This is a genomic window from Kitasatospora sp. NPDC004723 (assembly GCF_040609255.1).
In the GTDB taxonomy this organism is placed as follows: domain Bacteria; phylum Actinomycetota; class Actinomycetes; order Streptomycetales; family Streptomycetaceae; genus Kitasatospora.
Window position 1 is genome coordinate 157,232 of the sequence record NZ_JBEXJT010000013.1, and the last position, 17,580, is coordinate 174,811.

The window sequence follows — 17,580 nt, forward strand, 5'->3', positions numbered from 1 at the left end:
TGCGATGCCCGCACGCCGGTTCGGCGGATCCCGGTTCGGCCGGGATCCCGGCGGACGGCCCCCGGCGAGGACCGGGGACGGGGGTGACGGGTGACCGGCGGGAAGGACGGTGACGGAGGTGCGGACGACGGTTCAGTGCGCGGGCGTACCGGACGGGAGCCGCCCGACGAGCAGCTCCAGAGCGGCGGTCACCGCCCTGTGACGGATTGTGGCACGCCCTCCGGACAACCGTGGCGAACTGACCAGAGTTCCCCCCGGACCGGCGACCGCGAGGTGTACCGTGCCGACCGGCCGGCCGTCCTGCGGCTCCGGGCCGGCCACCCCGGTCGTCGCGACCCCGTAGGTCGCCCCGAGCAGCTTGCGCACGCCCTCGGCCATCTGCCGGGCCACCACCGGGTGGACCGGGCCGTGGACGTCCAGCAGCCCCTCGTCGACGCCCAGCACCGAGGCCTTCAGTTCGGTCGCGTAGGCGGTCACCGAGCCCCGGAAGGTCGCCGACGCCCCGGGGACGTCCACCAGCGCGGCCGCCAGCAGCCCGCCGGTCAGCGACTCCGCGACGGCCACCGTGCCGCCCCGGGCCCGCAGCGCGGTGTGCGCCCGCTCTGCCAGCCGGTAGTCGGCGGCCCCGGTCCCCGCGGCCTCGGCTGCACCACTCATCCCGACGTCCCTCCCTCGCGCTCCCCCGGGCCCGTCCCGGAGTACCCGCCATTCTGGGGCCCGGGGAGCGGCCGGGGCCCGGATCCGCGCCGTGTCACCCGCGCGGGCGTTGCGCCGCCAGGCCCTCCCGGCGCAGCCGCACGGCCTGCCCCACGTAGTCCAGCGCGGTGCCGACGGTCAGCAGCACCGCGACGCCCATCAGCACGGCCCGGGCGGTGGCCATCCAGCCGGTCAGCTCCAGGACGTACATGCCGACCGCGATGCCCTGGGTGAGCGTCTTGAGCTTGCCGCCCCGGCTGGCCGGGATCACCCCGAAGCGGATCACCCAGAACCGCATCAGCGTGATGCCGAGCTCGCGGGCCAGGATCACCACGGTGATCCACCACGGCAGGTCGCCCAGCACCGAGAGGCCGATCAGCGCCGCGCCCATGATCGCCTTGTCGGCGATCGGGTCGGCGATCTTGCCGAAGTCGGTGACCAGGCCCTTGCGCCGGGCCAGCTCGCCGTCGAACAGGTCGGTGATCATCGCGATCGCGAAGGAGGCCCAGGCCACCGAGCGCCACTTGGGGTCGTGCCCGCCCTCGGCGAAGAGCAGCGCGACGAAGACCGGGACCAGCAGCAGCCGGACCATGGTCAGCACGTTCGCGATGTTCCAGATCCCCGGCGCCGGGGGCACCGCGGCCGCCGGCCTGCCCGGGTGGGCCGCGGTCGGGGCGCCGGGCCCCTGGGTCATTCCCCGGCTCCCGGTGCCCGGAGGACCCGCACCTGCTCCAGCGCCTCGGCGACCAGGTCGACGCCCTCGCTGGCGACGACCTTGGCCCGGTAGAACCGCCCGACCTCGGGGTCCTCGACGCCGACGAGCGTGGTGAGGCCGTCCGTCTCGGGCGCCTGGTGGGCGGCGCGGCCCTCCACCAGGTCGCCGTCGACCGACTCGACCAGCACCTCGACCTCGGTGCCGATCCGCTGCTCGGCCCGCTGGGCGGTCATCTCCTCGGCGAGCCGGCTGAGCCGGGCCAGCCGGTCGGCGACCACGTCCTCGGGCAGCTTGTCGCCGTAGGTGGCGGCCTCGGTGCCCTCCTCGTCGGAGTAGCCGAAGACGCCGATCGCGTCCAGCCCGGCGTGCGTGACGAACCGTTCCAGCTCGGCGAAGTCCTCCTCGGTCTCGCCGGGGAAGCCCACGATGAAGTTGGACCGGGCGCCGGCCTGCGGGGCCTTGCCGCGGATGGTGCCGAGCAGTTCCAGGAACTGGTCGGTGGAGCCGAAGCGGCGCATCCGGCGCAGCACGGCCGGGGCGGAGTGCTGGAACGACAGGTCGAAGTAGGGCAGCACGCCCTCGGTGCCGGTCATCGCCTCGATCAGCCCGGGGCGCATCTCGGCGGGCTGCAGGTAGGAGACCCGGACCCGCTCGACGCCGTCGATCGCGGCGATCTCGCCGAGCAGGGTCTCCAGCAGCCGGATGTCGCCGAGGTCCTTGCCGTACGAGGTGTTGTTCTCGCTGACCAGCACGACCTCGCGGACGCCTTGCTCGGCCAGCCACTGGGCCTCGTGCAGCACGTCGGAGGGGCGGCGGGAGATGAACGAGCCGCGGAAGGCCGGGATGGCGCAGAACGAGCAGCGCCGGTCGCAGCCGGAGGCGAGCTTGACGGAGGCGACCGGGCTGTCGTCCAGGCGCTTGCGCAGGGTGCGCGGCCCGGAGGCGGGCGCGACGCCCTCCGGCAGGTCCTCGGGGGCGCCGTGGCCCGGCACGGCGACCTCGGCGGCGGCCGCCTGGCGCTCGACGGGGCTCAGCGGCAGCAGCTTGCGGCGGTCGCGGGGGATGTGCGGCGCGTGGTGGCCGCCGGACAGGATGGTCTGCAGGCGGTCGGAGATGTCGGCGTAGTCGTCGAAGCCGAGCACTCCGTCGGCCTCGGGCAGCGCCTCGGCCAGCTCCTTGCCGTAGCGCTCGGCCATGCAGCCGACCGCGACCACGGCCTGGGTGCGGCCGTGGTCCTTGAGGTCGTTCGCCTCCAGCAGGGCGTCGACGGAGTCCTTCTTGGCGGCTTCGACGAAGCCGCAGGTGTTGACGACGGCGACGTCGGCTTCGGCGGCGTCGTCCACGAGCAACCAGCCGTCGGCTTCCAGTCGCCCGGCGAGTTCCTCGGAGTCCACCTCGTTGCGGGCGCATCCGAGCGTGACAAGGGCGACAGTACGGCGTTCAGGCATAGGGCCAAGATTAACGCGCGACCGCCGGAGCCGTTCGCCCCGGAGGCCGCGCGCCCCGTTCGGCCGGTTCCGCCCGGGGCGGCCGGCCCCCGCGATCAGCCCGCCTGCGGGTCGCCGGGGGTGTACGTGACGTGCACCACCTGGCCGTTCTTGCCCGCCGGTCCGAGGTCCTTGCCGTTGACGTACACGTGCACGGCGCCCGCGTTGCCGATCACCAGCTTGATCTGCTTGGGGTCGGTGAAGGTCTGGTCCTGGCCTTCCTCGATGTTGTTCTGGAACAGCGACTTCCCGGTGCCGTCCACCGCCGAGACCCAGCTGGTGTCCTTCTCGGCGACCAGCTTCACGGTGACCTTGTCGGCGGGGGCGGCGGCGATCGCGGGGGCACTGGGCGCCGGCGCGGGCGGCTGCACGGCCGGGGTGGACGCGGGGGCCACCGGGGCGACCGAGCCGGTGCCGGAGCCGGAGGGCAGCGGGGCGCTGGCCGAGCCGGTGGTGCCGGGGACGGTCTTCCCGTTCACCAGGTTGAAGCCGATGATCCCGACCACCGCGACGATCGCCGCGACCATCGCCACCGTCCAGTTCGGCCGGCCCCGGCCGGGGACCTTGATCGGGCCGCTCTCGATCAGCTCGGTGGGCCGCTTGGAGGCCGGCGAGCCGCCGTGCGCGTCGTCGTAGCGGGCCACCAGCGCCTCGCCGTCGACGCCGACCAGCTGGGCGATCGCGCGGATGTGGCCGCGGGCGTAGAAGTCGCCACCGCACCGGCCGAAGTCGTCCTCCTCGATGGAGTGCACGATCGGCACCCGGACCCGGGTGGCACTGCTCACCTGGTCCACCGTGAGTCCGGCCTCGATCCGGGCGGCGGACAGCACCCGGCCGATGCTCGGAGCATCGGCCGCCTGTTCCGCGGCGCCGGCGGGCTGGGCGGAGGACGGGGCGTTCTCGCGGTCGGGGGACTTGCCGATGGTCACGGTGCACGCCTTTCGAGCGGTTGGCCACCTGCTGGGGAACAGTCTAGGGGCGTGGGCGGATCGTTTCTCAAGCGGAACAGGCCCGAATGCGCTCGGCCGCCCCGGCCCGGGGCCGGGCGTGCACTGACCGCCCGTCAGTGCGGGGGCCGCCGTCCCCGGGGTCCCCGCACCGCCGCCCGCGCGTCCGGTGTCGATCGTGGGACGCGGTGCCCATCCGATCGGTTCCGCACCGCCCGCCTACCCCCGTCCCAACGGGTGAACACCCATCAGTGCCGGGCCGCTCTCAGCCACGGATGGTGACGATCACCGCGTCCAGCTCGTCCGGCTTCACCAGGACGTCGCGGGCCTTGGAGCCCTCGCTCGGTCCGACGATGCCGCGCGACTCCATGAGGTCCATCAGCCGCCCGGCCTTGGCGAAGCCGACCCGCAGCTTGCGCTGGAGCATCGAGGTGGAGCCGAACTGGGTGGAGACGACCAGCTCGGCCGCCTGGATCAGCAGCTCCAGGTCGTCGCCGATCTCCTCGTCGATCTCCTTCTTGGGCCCGCCGCCGACCATCACGTCGTCCCGGTAGACGGCGGACAGCTGCTCCTTGCAGTGCTTGACCACGGCGGCGATCTCGGCCTCGGTGACGAACGCGCCCTGCATGCGGATCGGCTTGCTGGCGCCCATCGGCAGGAACAGGGCGTCGCCCTTGCCGATCAGCTTCTCGGCCCCGGGCTGGTCCAGGATGACCCGGGAGTCGGCCATCGCGGAGGTGGCGAAGGCGAGCCGGGACGGCACATTGGCCTTGATCAGACCGGTGACCACGTCGACCGAGGGCCGCTGGGTGGCCAGCACCAGGTGGATGCCGGCCGCGCGGGCGAGCTGGGTGATCCGGACCACCGAGTCCTCGACGTCGCGCGGGGCGACCATCATGAGGTCGGCCAGCTCGTCGACGATCACCAGCAGGTACGGGTAGGGCGTCAGCTCGCGCTCGCTGCCGAGCGGCGGGGTGACGGTGCCGGCCCGGACCGCCGCGTTGAAGTCGTCGACGTGCCGGAAGCCGAACGCGGCGAGGTCGTCGTAGCGCATGTCCATCTCGCGGACCACCCACTGGAGGGCCTCGGCGGCCTTCTTCGGGTTGGTGATGATCGGCGTGATGAGGTGCGGGATGCCCTCGTAGGCGGTCAGCTCGACCCGCTTGGGGTCGACCAGCACCATCCGCACCTCGTCCGGGGTGGACCGGGCGAGGATCGAGGTGATCAGGCAGTTGATGCAGGACGACTTGCCCGCGCCGGTCGCGCCGGCCACCAGGATGTGCGGCATCTTGGCGAGGTTGGCCATCACGGTGTGGCCCTCGACGTCCTTGCCCATGCCGACGACCATCGGATGGGTGTCCTCGGCGGCGGTGCGCGAGCGCAGCAGGTCGCCGAGGTTGACCATCTCGCGGTCCCGGTTCGGGATCTCGATGCCGACCGCGGACTTGCCCGGGATCGGGCTGATGATCCGCACGTCCGGGCTGGCCACCGCGTACGCGATGTTCTTCGCGAGCGCGGTGATCCGCTCGACCTTGACCGCGGGGCCGAGCTCGACCTCGTAGCGGGTGACCGTCGGGCCACGGGTGAAGCCGGTCACCCGGGCGTCCACCTTGAACTCGGAGAAGGTGCCGGTGAGCTGGGCCACCACCTCGTCGTTGAGGGCGCTGCGGGCCTTGGCCGGGCCGCCGCGCTCCAGCAGGTCGAGCGGGGGCAGCGCGTAGCTGAGGCCCGCCGCGAGCTGGAGCTGCTCCATCCGGACCGGCGCGGGGCCGTGCTCGTCCGGGGCGCCGGGGTCCGAGCCGCCGGTGCGGGCGGCCGGGACGGCGGGCTCCTCCGGCGGGGCGGTGCGGTCCTGCACCTGGTGCATCATGTCGGCCACCGCCGAGGAGGCGGGCACGCCGTAGACCAGCGCGCCGTCCAGGTCGGCGGCGGCGCCGGCGGCGAGGTTGCGGGTGGTGTACGGGTCCAGCGGCTCCTTGGCGAACATGTCCGGCTCGGCGGCGGGCTCCTCGTCGGGCGCCTTGCGCTTGCGGCGGCGCCGGCGGGCGGCCACCTCGTCCGAGGGGTCGTCACCGTCCGTGTCCACCGTGAAGGGCAGCGCGGAGGGATCGGCGTCCTCGGGAGGCTCGTTGGAGAGTTCGCGCTCCGGCGTGCGCCCCCCGGTCCCGTCCAGCGGGCCGGGTTCGACCACGCCCAGCCGGACGCCCACCGCGCGCATCCGCTCCGGGATCCGGTTGACCGGGGTGGCGGTGGTGACCAGCAGGCCGAAGAAGGCCAGCAGCAGGAGCAGCGGCACCGCGAGGGCCGGCCCGGCGGCGGCCATCATCGGCGTGGAGGCGGCCCAGCCGATGATCCCGCCGGCCGTCCTTATCCGGGTCGCGCCGCTGCCCATCACGGGCGCGCCGCAGCCGATGTGGACCAGGCCGAGCACACCGACCAGCAGGGTGGTCAGGCCGATCATGATCCGGCCGTTGGCCTCCGGCAGCTCCGGGTGGCGCATCAGCCGGACCGCGACGGCGGCCAGCAGGAACGGGACCAGCACGTCGAGCCGGCCGAACAGGCCGGAGACCACGTTGGTGGCCGCCTCGCCCAGCCAGCCCTGCGGGCTGAACCAGGTGCCGGCGGCGGTGACCAGCGCCAGCGCGAGCAGCAGCAGGCCGATGCCGTCCTTGCGGTGCGCCGGGTCCATGTTCTTGGCGCCGTCGCCGAAGCCCCGGAAGACCGCGCCGATGCCGTGCGCCATGCCGAGCCAGACGGCGCGCACGGCGCGGAAGAGTATCGGCCGGGGCGCGGGAGCGGGGGGCGGGGCGGGCGCCTTGGCCGCCGTCTTCTTCGCCGGGGCGGCCTTCTTCGCGGCCGCCTTCTTGGCGGGCGGCTTGGCCGGAGCCTTCGCCGCGGCCTTCTTGGACGGTCCCGGACTCGAGTTGCGTGCCGCGCTTCCGGGCGTACGTGTGGCCATGGGTCAGCAGCCTACCGGGGCGCACGACCTGTGCCCACGTCGTGCGCCCGGGCCCCGGGACGTGTCGCCGACACACCGTCACCCCGTCCGGTTTCACCCGGACGGGCGAGTGGGACCGCGCTCAGTCCGTGCCGGGGCGCAGCGCGTCCAGTGCGCGCCGCAGGCCCGCCAGCTTGCGCTCCAGGTGCGCCGCGGTGGCCGCCACCCCGCCGTCCTCGGTGCCGTCCAGCTGCTTGGTGAGCGACTCGGCCTGCTCCTCGACCGCCGCCAGCCGGGCCGACAGCTCGCCGAGCAGCGCGCCGCCGATGGCCGGCTCGGCACCGCTCGCCTCCAGCTGCAGCCGCAGCAGCGCGGCCTGCTCCTTCAGCTGGCAGTTCTTCATGTAGAGGTCGACGAAGACCGAGACCTTGGCGCGCAGCACCCAGGGGTCGAACGGCTTGGAGATGTAGTCCACCGCACCGGCCGCGTAGCCGCGGAAGGTGTGGTGCGGGCCGTGGTTGATCGCGGTGAGGAAGATGATCGGGATGTCCCGGGTGCGCTCACGGCGCTTGATGTGGGCGGCGGTCTCGAAGCCGTCCATCCCGGGCATCTGGACGTCCAGCAGGATCACCGCGAAGTCGTCCGTGAGCAGCGCCTTGAGCGCCTCCTCGCCGGACGCCGCCCGGACCAGGGTCTGGTCCAGCGCCGAGAGGATCGCCTCCAGCGCGAGCAGGTTCTCCGGCCGGTCGTCGACCAGGAGGATCTTCGCCTTCTGCATCACGACGCGCCCTCCTGTCGCCTGCCTACCTGGGGAAGGCACCCGCGTACTGCCCACCACTACCCCGGTCATGCTAGCCGCACCCCCTCGCCCGGCACATCGCTCCGTCGCGTCCGGATCCGGAGCGGCGCGCAGTCAGTGCCCCGGCGTACGCTCACCAGCGAGTTGTCACTCGGTCACTGTTCGCAACGATCGGTGACCCTACCCGGTTCCCGGCCCTCCCCGCCAGCAAACCGCGCGCCCCACCGGCGTGAATCCTGGAGCGTACTCCGGGATTCACGCCCCCGTCATCCGATCGGTCCCAACTCGGGCAGGTCCGGGGCCCGCTGGACGCCGGTTCCGGCCCCTCAGGACCTCCGGACGGTGAGCCATTCGTGCATCACCGACAGCAGGTGATCGGTCTCCACCGGCTTGGTGATGTGGTCGGTGGCGCCGGCCTCCAGGGACTTCTCCTTGTCGCCCTTCATCGCCTTGGCGGTCAGCGCGATGATCGGCAGCCCGGCGAACTGGGGCATCCGGCGGATCGCCTCGGTGGTCGCGTAGCCGTCCATCTCCGGCATCATGATGTCCATCAGGACCAGCGCGACGTTCTCGTGCTGCTCCAGCATCTCGATGCCCTCGCGGCCGTTCTCGGCGTACAGCACGGTCAGGCCGTGCTGCTCCAGCACGCTGGTGAGGGCGAACACGTTGCGGACGTCGTCGTCGACGATCAGCACCTGCTCGCCGCCGAAGCGGGTGTCGGTGCGCCCGGACGGGCGGGCCGCCGGGGCCGCCTCGGGCATCCGCCCCTCCACCGCCCGGCCCCCGGCCACGCGCCCCTCGGCGGGGCCGCCGACGGCCCCGCGGGCCCCGGCCGCGCGGTCGTCCGCCGCCGCGTCCAGGGCCGCCGTGCGGCGGCGCTCGACCGCGCCCCGGCGGCGGACCTCGACCAGCTCGCGCACCTCCTGGGCCCAGTGGTCGGCCGGGCTCTCGCCCACCGGCACCGGGGTCCCGGCCGGGGTGACCCCGACCGAGGCGCGCAGCGCGGCCGCGGCCTGCCCGGCGGCGTCCGGCGCCTCGGCGCGCAGCGGCAGGTACAGGGTGAAGGTCGAGCCCTTGCCCAGCTCGCTCTCGGCATGGATCTCGCCGCCGAGCAGCCGGGCGATCTCCCGGCTGATCGACAGCCCGAGGCCGGTGCCTCCGTACTTGCGGCTGGTGGTGCCGTCGGCCTGCCGGAACGGTTCGAAGATCTCCCGCAGCTTGTTGCCGGGGATGCCGATCCCGGTGTCGGAGACCGTGAACGCGATCAGCGGGTCGTCCGGGTCCTGGATCGCGCCCGCCTCCAGCAGCTGCTCGCGCACGTGCTGCGGCGCGCCCTTCCCGGCCGGGCTGATCGAGAAGTCGACGGCGCCGGTGTCGGTGAACTTCACCGCGTTGGAGATGAGGTTGCGCAGCACCTGCTGGAGCCGCTGCTCGTCGGTGTGCAGGGTGACCGGCAGGGCCGGCGAGACCCGCACGCCGAACTCCAGGTTCTTGTCCAGCGCGACCGGCTGGAAGGTCGCCTCGACGTAGTCGACCAGCTGGACCAGGGCGATCCGGGCCGGCCGGACGTCCATCTTGCCCGCCTCGACCTTGGACAGGTCCAGGATGTCGTTGATCAGCTGGAGCAGGTCGGAACCGGCGCCGTGGATGGTGTCGGCGAACTCGACCTGCTTGGGCGACAGGTTGCCCTCGTTGTTGTCGGACAGCAGCTTGGCCAGGATCAGCAGCGAGTTCAGCGGGGTGCGCAGCTCGTGCGACATGTTGGCCAGGAACTCGCTCTTGTACCGGGAGGCCAGCGCGAGTTGCTCGGCGCGCTCCTCCAGGACCTGCCGGGCCTCCTCGATCTCGCTGTTCTTGATCTCGATGTCCCGGTTCTGCTGCGCGAGTTGCTCGGCCTTCTCCTGCAACTCCTCGTTGGTGCGCTCCAGTTCCTCCTGGCGCGCCTCCAGCTCGGCCGACCGCATCGAGAGCTCGGCGGTCAGCCGCTGGGACTCCAGCAGCAGGCCCTCGGTCTTGGTGTTGACGCTGATGGTGTTGACGGTGACGCCGATCAGGTCGGCGATCTGGTTGAGGAAGTCCAGCGCGACGGTGGTGAACGAGCTGAAGGTGGCCAGCTCGATCACGCCCAGCAGCCGGCCCTCGAACAGCACCGGCAGCACCACGATGTGGGCCGGCGAGGCCTCGCCCAGCCCGGAGGCGATCTTCAGGTACCCGGGCGGCGCCTCCTTGAGGATGATCGCCCGCTTCTCCACCGCCGCCTGGCCGATCAGCGACTCGCCGGGCCGGAAGGTGGTCGGCATCGCCCGCCGCTGGTAGCCGTAGCTGCCGATCAGCCGCAGCACGGTGTCGTTCTCGTCGTCGTCCTCGGTGATCAGCTCGGCGGTGCGGCCGGCCGGCTGGGCGAGGAAGAAGGCACCGTGCTGCGCCGAGACCACCGGGGTGAGCTCGGTCATGATCAGCGAGGCCACCGCCTCCAGGTCGCGCCGGCCCTGCAGCAGGCCGGAGATCCGCGCCAGGTTCGTCTTCAGCCAGTCCTGCTCCTGGTTGGTGCGGGTGGTCTCGCGCAGGTTGGCGATCATCTGGTTGATGTTGTCCTTGAGCTCGTCGAGCTCGCCGGCGGCGTCCACGTCGATCCGCAGCGACAGGTCGCCCCTGGTCACGGCGGTGGCGACCTGCGCGATCGCACGCACCTGCCGGGTGAGGTTGTTGGCCAGCTCGTTGACGGACTCGGTGAGGTCCTGCCAGGTGCCGTCCACGCCGGGCACCCGCGCCTGACCGCCGAGCCGCCCGTCGGTGCCCACCTCACGGGCGACCCGGGTGACCTCGTCGGCGAACGCCGACAGCTGGTCCACCATGGTGTTGATGCTGGTCTTGAGCTCCAGGAACTCGCCGCGCGCGTCGACGTCGATCTTCTGCGACAGATCACCGCGGGCCACCGCCGTGATCACCAGCGCGATGTTCCGCACCTGACCGGTGAGGTTGTTGGCCATCAGGTTGACGTTGTCGGTCAGGTCCTTCCAGATCCCGGCCACGCCCGGCACGCTCGCCTGGCCGCCCAGGGTGCCGTCGGTACCCACCTCGCGGGCCACCCTGGTCACCTCGACCGCGAACGCCGACAGCTGGTCGACCATGGTGTTGAGCGTCCCGGCCAGCCCCGCGACCTCGCCCTGGGCCTCGATGGTGATCTTCTTGGAGAGATCGCCGGAGGCCACCGCGGCCGCCACCTCGGCGATGTTCCGCACCTGGCTGGTCAGGTTCGACGCCATGAAGTTGACGTTGTCGGTCAGGTCCTTCCAGATGCCCGACACCCCGCGCACCCGGGCCTGACCGCCCAGGTTCCCCTCGGTGCCCACCTCGCGCGCCACCCGGGTGACCTCGTCGGCGAACGCCGACAGCTGGTCCACCATGGTGTTCACGGTGGTGACCAGCTCCAGGATCTCGCCCCGGGCGTCGACGGTGATCTTCTTCGAGACGTCGCCCCGGGCCACCGCCGTGGTCACCTCGGCGATGCTGCGGACCTGACTGGTCAGGTTGTTGGCCATCAGGTTGACGCTGTTGGTCAGGTCCTTCCAGGTGCCGGACACCCCCGGCACGCTCGCCTGGCCGCCGAGGATGCCCTCGGTACCGACGTCCCGGGCCACCCGGGTCACCTCGTCCGCGAAGGCGCCCAGCTGGTCGACCATCGTATTGATGGTGTTCTTCAGCTCCAGGATCTCCCCGAGCGCGTCGACCTGGATCTTCTGCGAGAGGTCGCCGCGGGCGACGGCGGTGGTCACCTGGGCGATGTTGCGTACCTGATCGGTGAGATTGTTCGCCATGAAGTTGACGTTGTCGGTGAGGTCCCGCCAGACGCCGGCCGCCCACGGCACCTGCGCCTGCCCGCCGAGCCGTCCCTCGGTGCCCACCTGACGGGCCACCCGGGTCACCTGCTCGGCGAAGCCGGAGAGCTGGTCGACCATCGTGTTGATGGTGTTCTTCAGCTCCAGGATCTCCCCGCGGGCGTCCACCTCGATCTTCTGCGAGAGGTCGCCGCGCGCCACCGCCGTGGTCACCTGGGCGATGCTGCGGACCTGGCCCGTCAGGTTGTCCGCCATGAAGTTCACCGAATCGGTGAGGTCGCGCCAGACACCGGCGACGCCCGGCACCTGCGCCTGACCGCCCAGCCGGCCCTCGGTGCCCACGTCCCTGGCCACGCTGGTCACCTGCGCCGCGAAGCCGTTCAGCTGGTCCACCATCGTGTTGACGGTGTTCTTCAGCTCCAGCATCTCGCCGGCCACCTCGACCGTCACCTTGCGGGACAGGTCGCCCTTGGCCACCGCGGTGGTCACCTGCGCGATGTTGCGCACCTGCGCGGTCAGCCGGCCGGCCATGGTGTTGACCGAGTCCCCGAGGTCCTTCCAGCTGCCGGACACGCTGCGGACCTTCGCCTGGCCGCCCAGCTTGCCCTCGGTGCCGACCTCGCGGGCCACCCGGGTCACCTCGTCGGTGAACTCCGACAGCTGGTCCACCAGCCCGTTGACGGTCCGGCCGATCTTCAGGTACTCGCCGCGCAGCGGGTGGCTCACCCCGTTGCTGTGCAGCGAGCGCAGCTCCATCTTCTGGTCGAGGTCGCCCTCGGCGATCGACGTCAGCACCCGGCCCACCTCGGCCATCGGCCGCGCCAGGTCGTCGATCAGCGCGTTGCAGTTGTCGACCGCCGCCATCCAGGCGCCCTCACCGGCACCCGTCTCCAGCCGCTCGTTCAACCGCCCCTCGCGGCCCACCGCCCGCCGCACCCGGGCCAGCTCACCCGTGAGGTGCTGGTTGCGCTCGGCCACCTCGTTGAACACCGCGGCGATCTCCGCCAGCGGACCGTCCCCGGGCACCGTCAGGCGGCGCCGGAAGTTTCCGTCCCGCATCGCCGTCAACGCGGCCAGCAGCTTGCGCAGCTCGGCCGGCTCGGCGCCGCGGCTGTGGTTGACACGCCGGCCGGCCGCGCTCCGCGGCGCGGCCCCGGGGCGCCCGCCACGCTGAGTGGGCGGCGTCGTACCGGTTGCGTCCTTGGTGGCCGAACTCAACGGGCCCCTCCCAGATCGTGAACTGTCCGGCGCCCGCGGCAGCCCATCGGAGCCCGCCGCGCAGCACCGTCCCGGCGCTACCGTCCCGACGGCCGGTCCGGCCCACCGGGACCCACGACGACGGTACTGCTCGGACCGGACATCGCGGACCCCCCAGTCTGACAGCACTCGCGCCCGGTACAAGCGCGGTTGCACTCGGTTGGTACCGGCCCGTCCGAAACGGGTGGGCAGAATCACCCTCCGGTGCCTGTTTCGACTCCCCGCCCCCACGGGGAACCAAGCGGAAAGTAGGGTGGAGCGCTGCACCGGGCCACAACCGCCCCCGGCGCCGCCGCCCACGCCGTCGGCGCGCACCAGGGACGCGGCGCCACACCCCCGGACAGCCAGGGCCAGAGCAGAGGAGACGTGGCAACGTGGTCACCGCGCGCGCAGCCGCCACCTTCGAACCCGTGGGTCGGTCGGCCGGTGCCGCCCGATCCTTCGTCCGGGACGCCCTGCTGGGGTGGGGCCTGCCCGAGGTCGTCGACGACGCCGTGGTCCTGGTCAGCGAACTCGTCACCAACGCGGTCGTGCACGCCGGAACCGCCGCCGAGGTCTGCTGCCTGCGCGAGGACGGCACCGTCCGGATCGAGGTCACCGACCACCACCCCGAACGCGGCCTGCCCAGCTTCGCCGACGTCCCCGCCACCGCCTCCGACCACTACGCCGACGCCGACGGCGAGGGCGGCCGCGGCCTGCTGATGTGCGCCGCGCTCGCCGAACGCTGGGGCGTCGAGTACGGCTCCGGCCGCAAGACCGTCTGGTTCCGGCTCGCCCTGCCCGCACACACCGCCGGCACCCGCTACGCCCTGCCCGCCGCCCCCGGCGGCGAACTGCCGCGCAGCAACGGCCCGGTCCACGTCGCCGTCGTCCAGCTCGACGACGACGGCCGGGTGCTCGCCTGGAACCCCGACGCCGAAGCCCTCTTCCAGCACCCCGCCGACACCGTGCTCGGCCGCCCCTGGGCCGGCCTCGCCCTCTGGCCGCAGCCCGCCGACGGCGGCCTCGGCCTCTCCGCCGTCCTGCGGCTCGCCCGCTGGGAGGGCGGCTACGCGCTGCGCCGCGCCGACGGCACCACCGTCGACGTCTACGGCGTCCAGGTCCGCCTGCGCGACACCGACGGCACCCCCAGCACGCTCTGCCTGCTCGTCCTCGACGAGGACCGCGCCGTCCTGCGCTCCCCCGCCCGCGCCCTTCCCGGCGACCGCGGCGAACCCGGCACCCGGCTCGACCTGCTGGCCGGCCTCGGTGCCGGCGAGGACCTCGACACCCTGCTGCAGCACACCGTCGAACGCGCCCGCGACCTGCTCGACGCCGACGCCGCCTACCTGCTGCTCACCACCGAGGACGAGGCCGAGTTCGAACTGCGCGCCAGCACCGGCCTGCCCACCGCGCCGCGCCCGCACAGCCGCTTCCCGGTCGACACCGGCAACCGCTACGACTCACCCCGCCTCCCCTCCGTCCACGAGGACCTCGCCACCCGGCCCACCGGCCTGCCCGTCCTCGACAACAGCGGACTGCGCTCGCTGCTCACCGTGCCGCTCAAGGTCGAGGGCCGGCTGATCGGCTCGCTCGGCATCGCCACCGGCGCCCCCGGCCGCTACGACAACGAGGACGCGCTGCGCCTCCAGTTCGCCGCCGACCGGCTCGCCCTGGCCGTCGAGTCCACCCGGCTCGCCGAACTCGAACGACTGCGCCGGGGCTCGCTCTCCTTCCTCGTCGAGGCCTCCGACCTGCTGGCCGGCACCCTCGAACACGAGCAGACGCTCGCCCTGATGGCCCAGATGGCCGTCCCCACCCTCGCCTCCTGGTGCGCCGTCTACACCAACGGCGACCACGGCGCCCCCGCCTCGCTCGCCTTCGTCCTGCACGAGGACGAGGACCTCATCGACCCGCTGCGCGCCCTGCTGGACAAGACGCCCGCCCCGGAGTCCGGCCCCACCCACGGCACCCGTTTCTGGGACGCCCCGTCCGACACCGCCGACGGCAACGGCTTCACCGACGACCCCGGCCTCACCGGCCTGCTCGGCGAGACCGTCGTCCTGCCGCTGACCGCCCGCAACCGGGTGATCGGCCTGCTCGCCCTCGGCACCGCGGCCGGCGTGCGGTTCCGTCAGGAGGTCCTGGAGCTCGCCGAGGACCTCTCCCGCCGGGCCGCCCTCGCCCTCGACAACTCGCGCCTCTACTCCGAGCGCACCGCCACCAGCCAGGCCCTGCAGCGCAGCCTGCTGCCCCCGGACCTGCCCGACATCCCCGGCGTCGAGGTGGACGTCTTCTACCAGGCCGCAGGCGAGGGCAACGAGGTCGGAGGCGACTTCTACGACCTCTTCCCGATCCGCGAGGGCACCTACGGCTTCGCCATCGGCGACGTCTGCGGCACCGGCCCGGAAGCCGCCTCGGTCACCGGCCTCGCCCGGCACTCGCTGCGACTGCTCGCCCGCGAGGGCCTGGACGCCCCACAGGTCCTCAGCCGGCTCAACACCGCCATCCTGGACGAGGGCGCCCGCAGCCGCTTCCTCACCCTGCTGTACGGCGAACTGACACCCCGTCCGGACGGCAGTACCGAACTCTCCCTGGTCTGCGCCGGCCATCCGCTGCCGCTGCGCCTGCGCACCGACGGCCAGGTCGACCGGGCCGCCACCCCGCAGCCGCTGCTCGGCGTCATGGACGACCTCGACCTCACCGCCGAGCGCCTGGTGCTCAACCCCGGCGAGGTCCTGCTCTGCGTCACCGACGGCGTCACCGAACGCCGCGAGGGCCGCCGGATGCTGGGCGACGACGGCCTCGCCGAGGTGCTCACCGGCTGCACCGGACTCACCGCCGGAGCGGTCGCGCTGCGCGTGCAGCGGGCGGTCGAGCGGTTCGCCCCGGAGCCGCCCTCCGACGACATGGCGATCCTCACCCTGCGGGTGCCGACCCAGCGGACCGTCTGAGCACATCGGTGCGACCGCTGTCGCTCCGGCTGTCCGAGCCTGACCGAACCGTGTCGGACGCCGTCACAAAATGTGTTATTCACAAGGGTACAAGCCCGCTCACCCTGGGTACACCGATCTCACCGGGGAATCCCCCGGCGGGGACGTGACCAGCGGCTCTCCCGCTGGCCCAGCATTCCGACCGCAGCCGTCGCACGCTCCAGCCGTGCGCGCCCGGAGCGGTCACGCGCCTTCACCTCATCGACACTCACCCGCGTTCACTGCGCCCTGCGCGCGCCCATGAGTGAAAGGAGCCTCCGGTGAGCAACGAAGCTACCGGGGCACTGAACGCCCGCTCCACCGGCGCCGACGCGGGTAACCTCGGTTACCTCGCACTCGGCCTGACCCTCCTCGCCTACGGTCTGCTCTCGACCGGCATTCTCAGCGGCACCGCCGCCGGGAACTCGGCCCACCTCGCCCACATCCTCGGCGGCCTGACCCTGTTCATCGCGGGCCTCTGGCAGTTCCGCGGCGGCGAGGGCTTCACCGGCACAGCCTTCACCGGCCTCGGCGCCTTCTGGGCCACCTGGTCCACGGCCTCCGGCGCCGGCAAGAACGCGGCCGGCCTGTTCCTGCTCCTGTGGGCCCTGCTCGCCCTCACCCTGACCGCGGCCAGTTGGAACGCGGGCCTGTTCAGCCGCGCCGTCTACGGGCTGCTGACGCTCTCCCTGGTGGTCTCCGCGATCGCGACCTTCAGCACCTCCGGCGGCCTCGCCAAGACGGCCGGCTGGATCGCCGCCGCCTCCGGCCTGGCGGCCTGGTACTGGGCCACCGCGTCGCTGACCAACAGCGCGTGGGGCCGCGAAGCCCTGCCGGTCAAGTAACGGCAGGCACACCGGTGGGCCGGACCCTCCCCCCACGGGGCCCGGCCCACCGGCATGCCGTGCGCCGGTCCCCCGCACTCCTCAGCCGCGAACGGCCAGCCGCTCCTGCTCCTCCGCCGGCCGGACGTCCCCCGCGCGCCGGGCCCGCCACCTGGCGACGCCGCTCTGCGCCGCGTAGGCCAGCAGCAGGATCGCCACCGCGACCAGGCCGTCCGCCCAGAAGTGGTTGGCCGTCACCACCACCACCGTGATCGTCAGCACCGGGTGCAGCACGATCAGCCAGCGCAGCGGGCTCCTCGACACCCGCACCACCGCGACCGCCACCAGCACGCACCAGGCCACGTGCACCGACGGCATCGCCGACAGCTGCGCCGCCTTGACCACCCCGCCGACCGCGTTGCCGTACACCGACTGCCCGTACTCCGCCGCGACGTCGACGAACCCGTTCTCCGGCAGCATCCGGGGCGGCGCCACCGGCAGGAACTGGACGGCCAGGCAGACCGCCGTCGTGACGACCACCGTGGTCCGCACCCACGCGTACCGCTCGCGATGTCTCAGGAAGACCCAGAGCAGCACCGCGATCATCACCGTGAAGTGCATGGACGCGTAGTAGTAGTTCGCCAGCTTCACCAGTGCCGGGTACGGCGTCACCGCGGCCTGCCAGGAGGCCTCGTCGGGCAGTCCGACCGCCAACTCCGTCCGGTGGATCCAACGCGCCCGGTCCAGCGCGTGCTCGGTGCTCATCAGCGAGAGCCGCCCGACGAGCTGCCAGAGCGCGAACAGTGCCAGCAGGGTGCCGGCCTCCCGCAGGATCGCCGAGAGACCCGTCCGCCGCACCCGGGCGGCCGCGTACGCGCCGCCGTAGAGAGCGACAGCGGTACCCCCGGCGGACTGCCAGGTCAGGGTCAGGTTCTGCAACGGTTCGCGCCTCTCCACCGAGCTCCGATGTGGTGGGGAGACGTTAACGCAAAAAGACCCCCTCCTGAACCGGAGGGGGTCTTTTTGGAATGATTGTTCGGCGGCGTCCTACTCTCCCACAGGGTCCCCCCTGCAGTACCATCGGCGCTGTGAGGCTTAGCTTCCGGGTTCGGAATGTAACCGGGCGT

At 72.6% G+C, this 17,580-nt stretch carries 10 protein-coding genes and 1 rRNA gene; 2 read left to right on the forward strand and 9 right to left on the reverse strand.

Going from position 1 to position 17,580, the window contains the following annotated elements:
* Positions 1-132 precede the first annotated feature (132 nt).
* The 7 genes from ABZW10_RS16390 to ABZW10_RS16420 form a co-directional block, all read right to left on the reverse strand.
* Positions 133-657 carry a CinA family protein gene (locus tag ABZW10_RS16390; protein ID WP_355365217.1) on the reverse strand — a complete coding sequence of 175 codons (525 nt, stop codon included), beginning with the start codon at positions 655-657 and terminating at the stop codon, positions 133-135.
* Between the two features lie 94 nt (positions 658-751).
* Complete coding sequence (gene pgsA / locus ABZW10_RS16395; protein WP_355365220.1) at positions 752-1,390, reverse strand: CDP-diacylglycerol--glycerol-3-phosphate 3-phosphatidyltransferase; 639 nt, start codon at positions 1,388-1,390, stop codon at positions 752-754.
* A complete protein-coding gene (gene rimO, locus ABZW10_RS16400) occupies positions 1,387-2,859 on the reverse strand; it encodes a 30S ribosomal protein S12 methylthiotransferase RimO (RefSeq protein WP_355365223.1) in 1,473 nt (490 codons plus the stop codon). The genes pgsA and rimO overlap by 4 nt, the downstream gene beginning before the upstream one ends.
* Before the next feature lie 95 nt (positions 2,860-2,954).
* On the reverse strand, positions 2,955-3,827 hold the full coding sequence (locus ABZW10_RS16405) for a RodZ domain-containing protein (protein WP_355365226.1): 873 nt from the start codon (positions 3,825-3,827) through the stop codon (positions 2,955-2,957).
* 283 nt (positions 3,828-4,110) lie between these two features.
* The gene (locus ABZW10_RS16410) at positions 4,111-6,804 is read right to left on the reverse strand and encodes a DNA translocase FtsK (RefSeq protein ID WP_355365229.1); all 2,694 of its coding nucleotides are present in this window, start codon (positions 6,802-6,804) and stop codon (positions 4,111-4,113) included.
* A gap of 121 nt (positions 6,805-6,925) precedes the next feature.
* Positions 6,926-7,564 carry a response regulator gene (locus ABZW10_RS16415; protein WP_344332370.1) on the reverse strand — a complete coding sequence of 213 codons (639 nt, stop codon included), beginning with the start codon at positions 7,562-7,564 and terminating at the stop codon, positions 6,926-6,928.
* 344 nt (positions 7,565-7,908) lie between these two features.
* Positions 7,909-12,510, reverse strand: a complete 4,602-nt coding sequence (locus tag ABZW10_RS16420) for a HAMP domain-containing protein (RefSeq protein ID WP_355365266.1) — start codon at positions 12,508-12,510, stop codon at positions 7,909-7,911.
* A 542-nt stretch (positions 12,511-13,052) separates the two neighbouring features.
* Here ABZW10_RS16420 and ABZW10_RS16425 point away from each other — a divergent pair.
* Both ABZW10_RS16425 and ABZW10_RS16430 read left to right on the forward strand, forming a co-directional pair.
* Positions 13,053-15,611, forward strand: coding sequence for a SpoIIE family protein phosphatase (locus tag ABZW10_RS16425; protein ID WP_355365233.1), 2,559 nt, complete (start codon positions 13,053-13,055; stop codon positions 15,609-15,611).
* Positions 15,612-15,910: 299 nt separating this feature from the next.
* Entirely contained in the window at positions 15,911-16,474 is a 564-nt protein-coding gene (locus ABZW10_RS16430) for an acetate uptake transporter (RefSeq protein ID WP_355365236.1), read from the forward strand.
* Positions 16,475-16,555: 81 nt separating this feature from the next.
* Here the strand turns inward: ABZW10_RS16430 and ABZW10_RS16435 are convergent, their stop codons facing one another.
* Positions 16,556-17,392 (reverse strand): phosphatase PAP2 family protein, encoded by an 837-nt coding sequence (locus ABZW10_RS16435; RefSeq protein ID WP_355365239.1) that lies wholly within the window; start codon positions 17,390-17,392, stop codon positions 16,556-16,558.
* Positions 17,393-17,487: 95 nt separating this feature from the next.
* Positions 17,488-17,580, reverse strand: a 5S ribosomal RNA gene (gene rrf / locus ABZW10_RS16440); the annotation flags it as partial.

Excerpts from the sequence above, each read along its gene's own strand:
- ABZW10_RS16390 (WP_355365217.1), bottom strand. The coding sequence starts at position 657 with ATGAGTGGTGCAGCCGAGGCCGCGGGGACCGGGGCCGCCGACTACCGG.
- pgsA (WP_355365220.1), bottom strand. The coding sequence starts at position 1,390 with ATGACCCAGGGGCCCGGCGCCCCGACCGCGGCCCACCCGGGCAGGCCG.
- rimO (WP_355365223.1), bottom strand. The coding sequence starts at position 2,859 with ATGCCTGAACGCCGTACTGTCGCCCTTGTCACGCTCGGATGCGCCCGC.
- ABZW10_RS16410 (WP_355365229.1), bottom strand. The coding sequence starts at position 6,804 with ATGGCCACACGTACGCCCGGAAGCGCGGCACGCAACTCGAGTCCGGGA.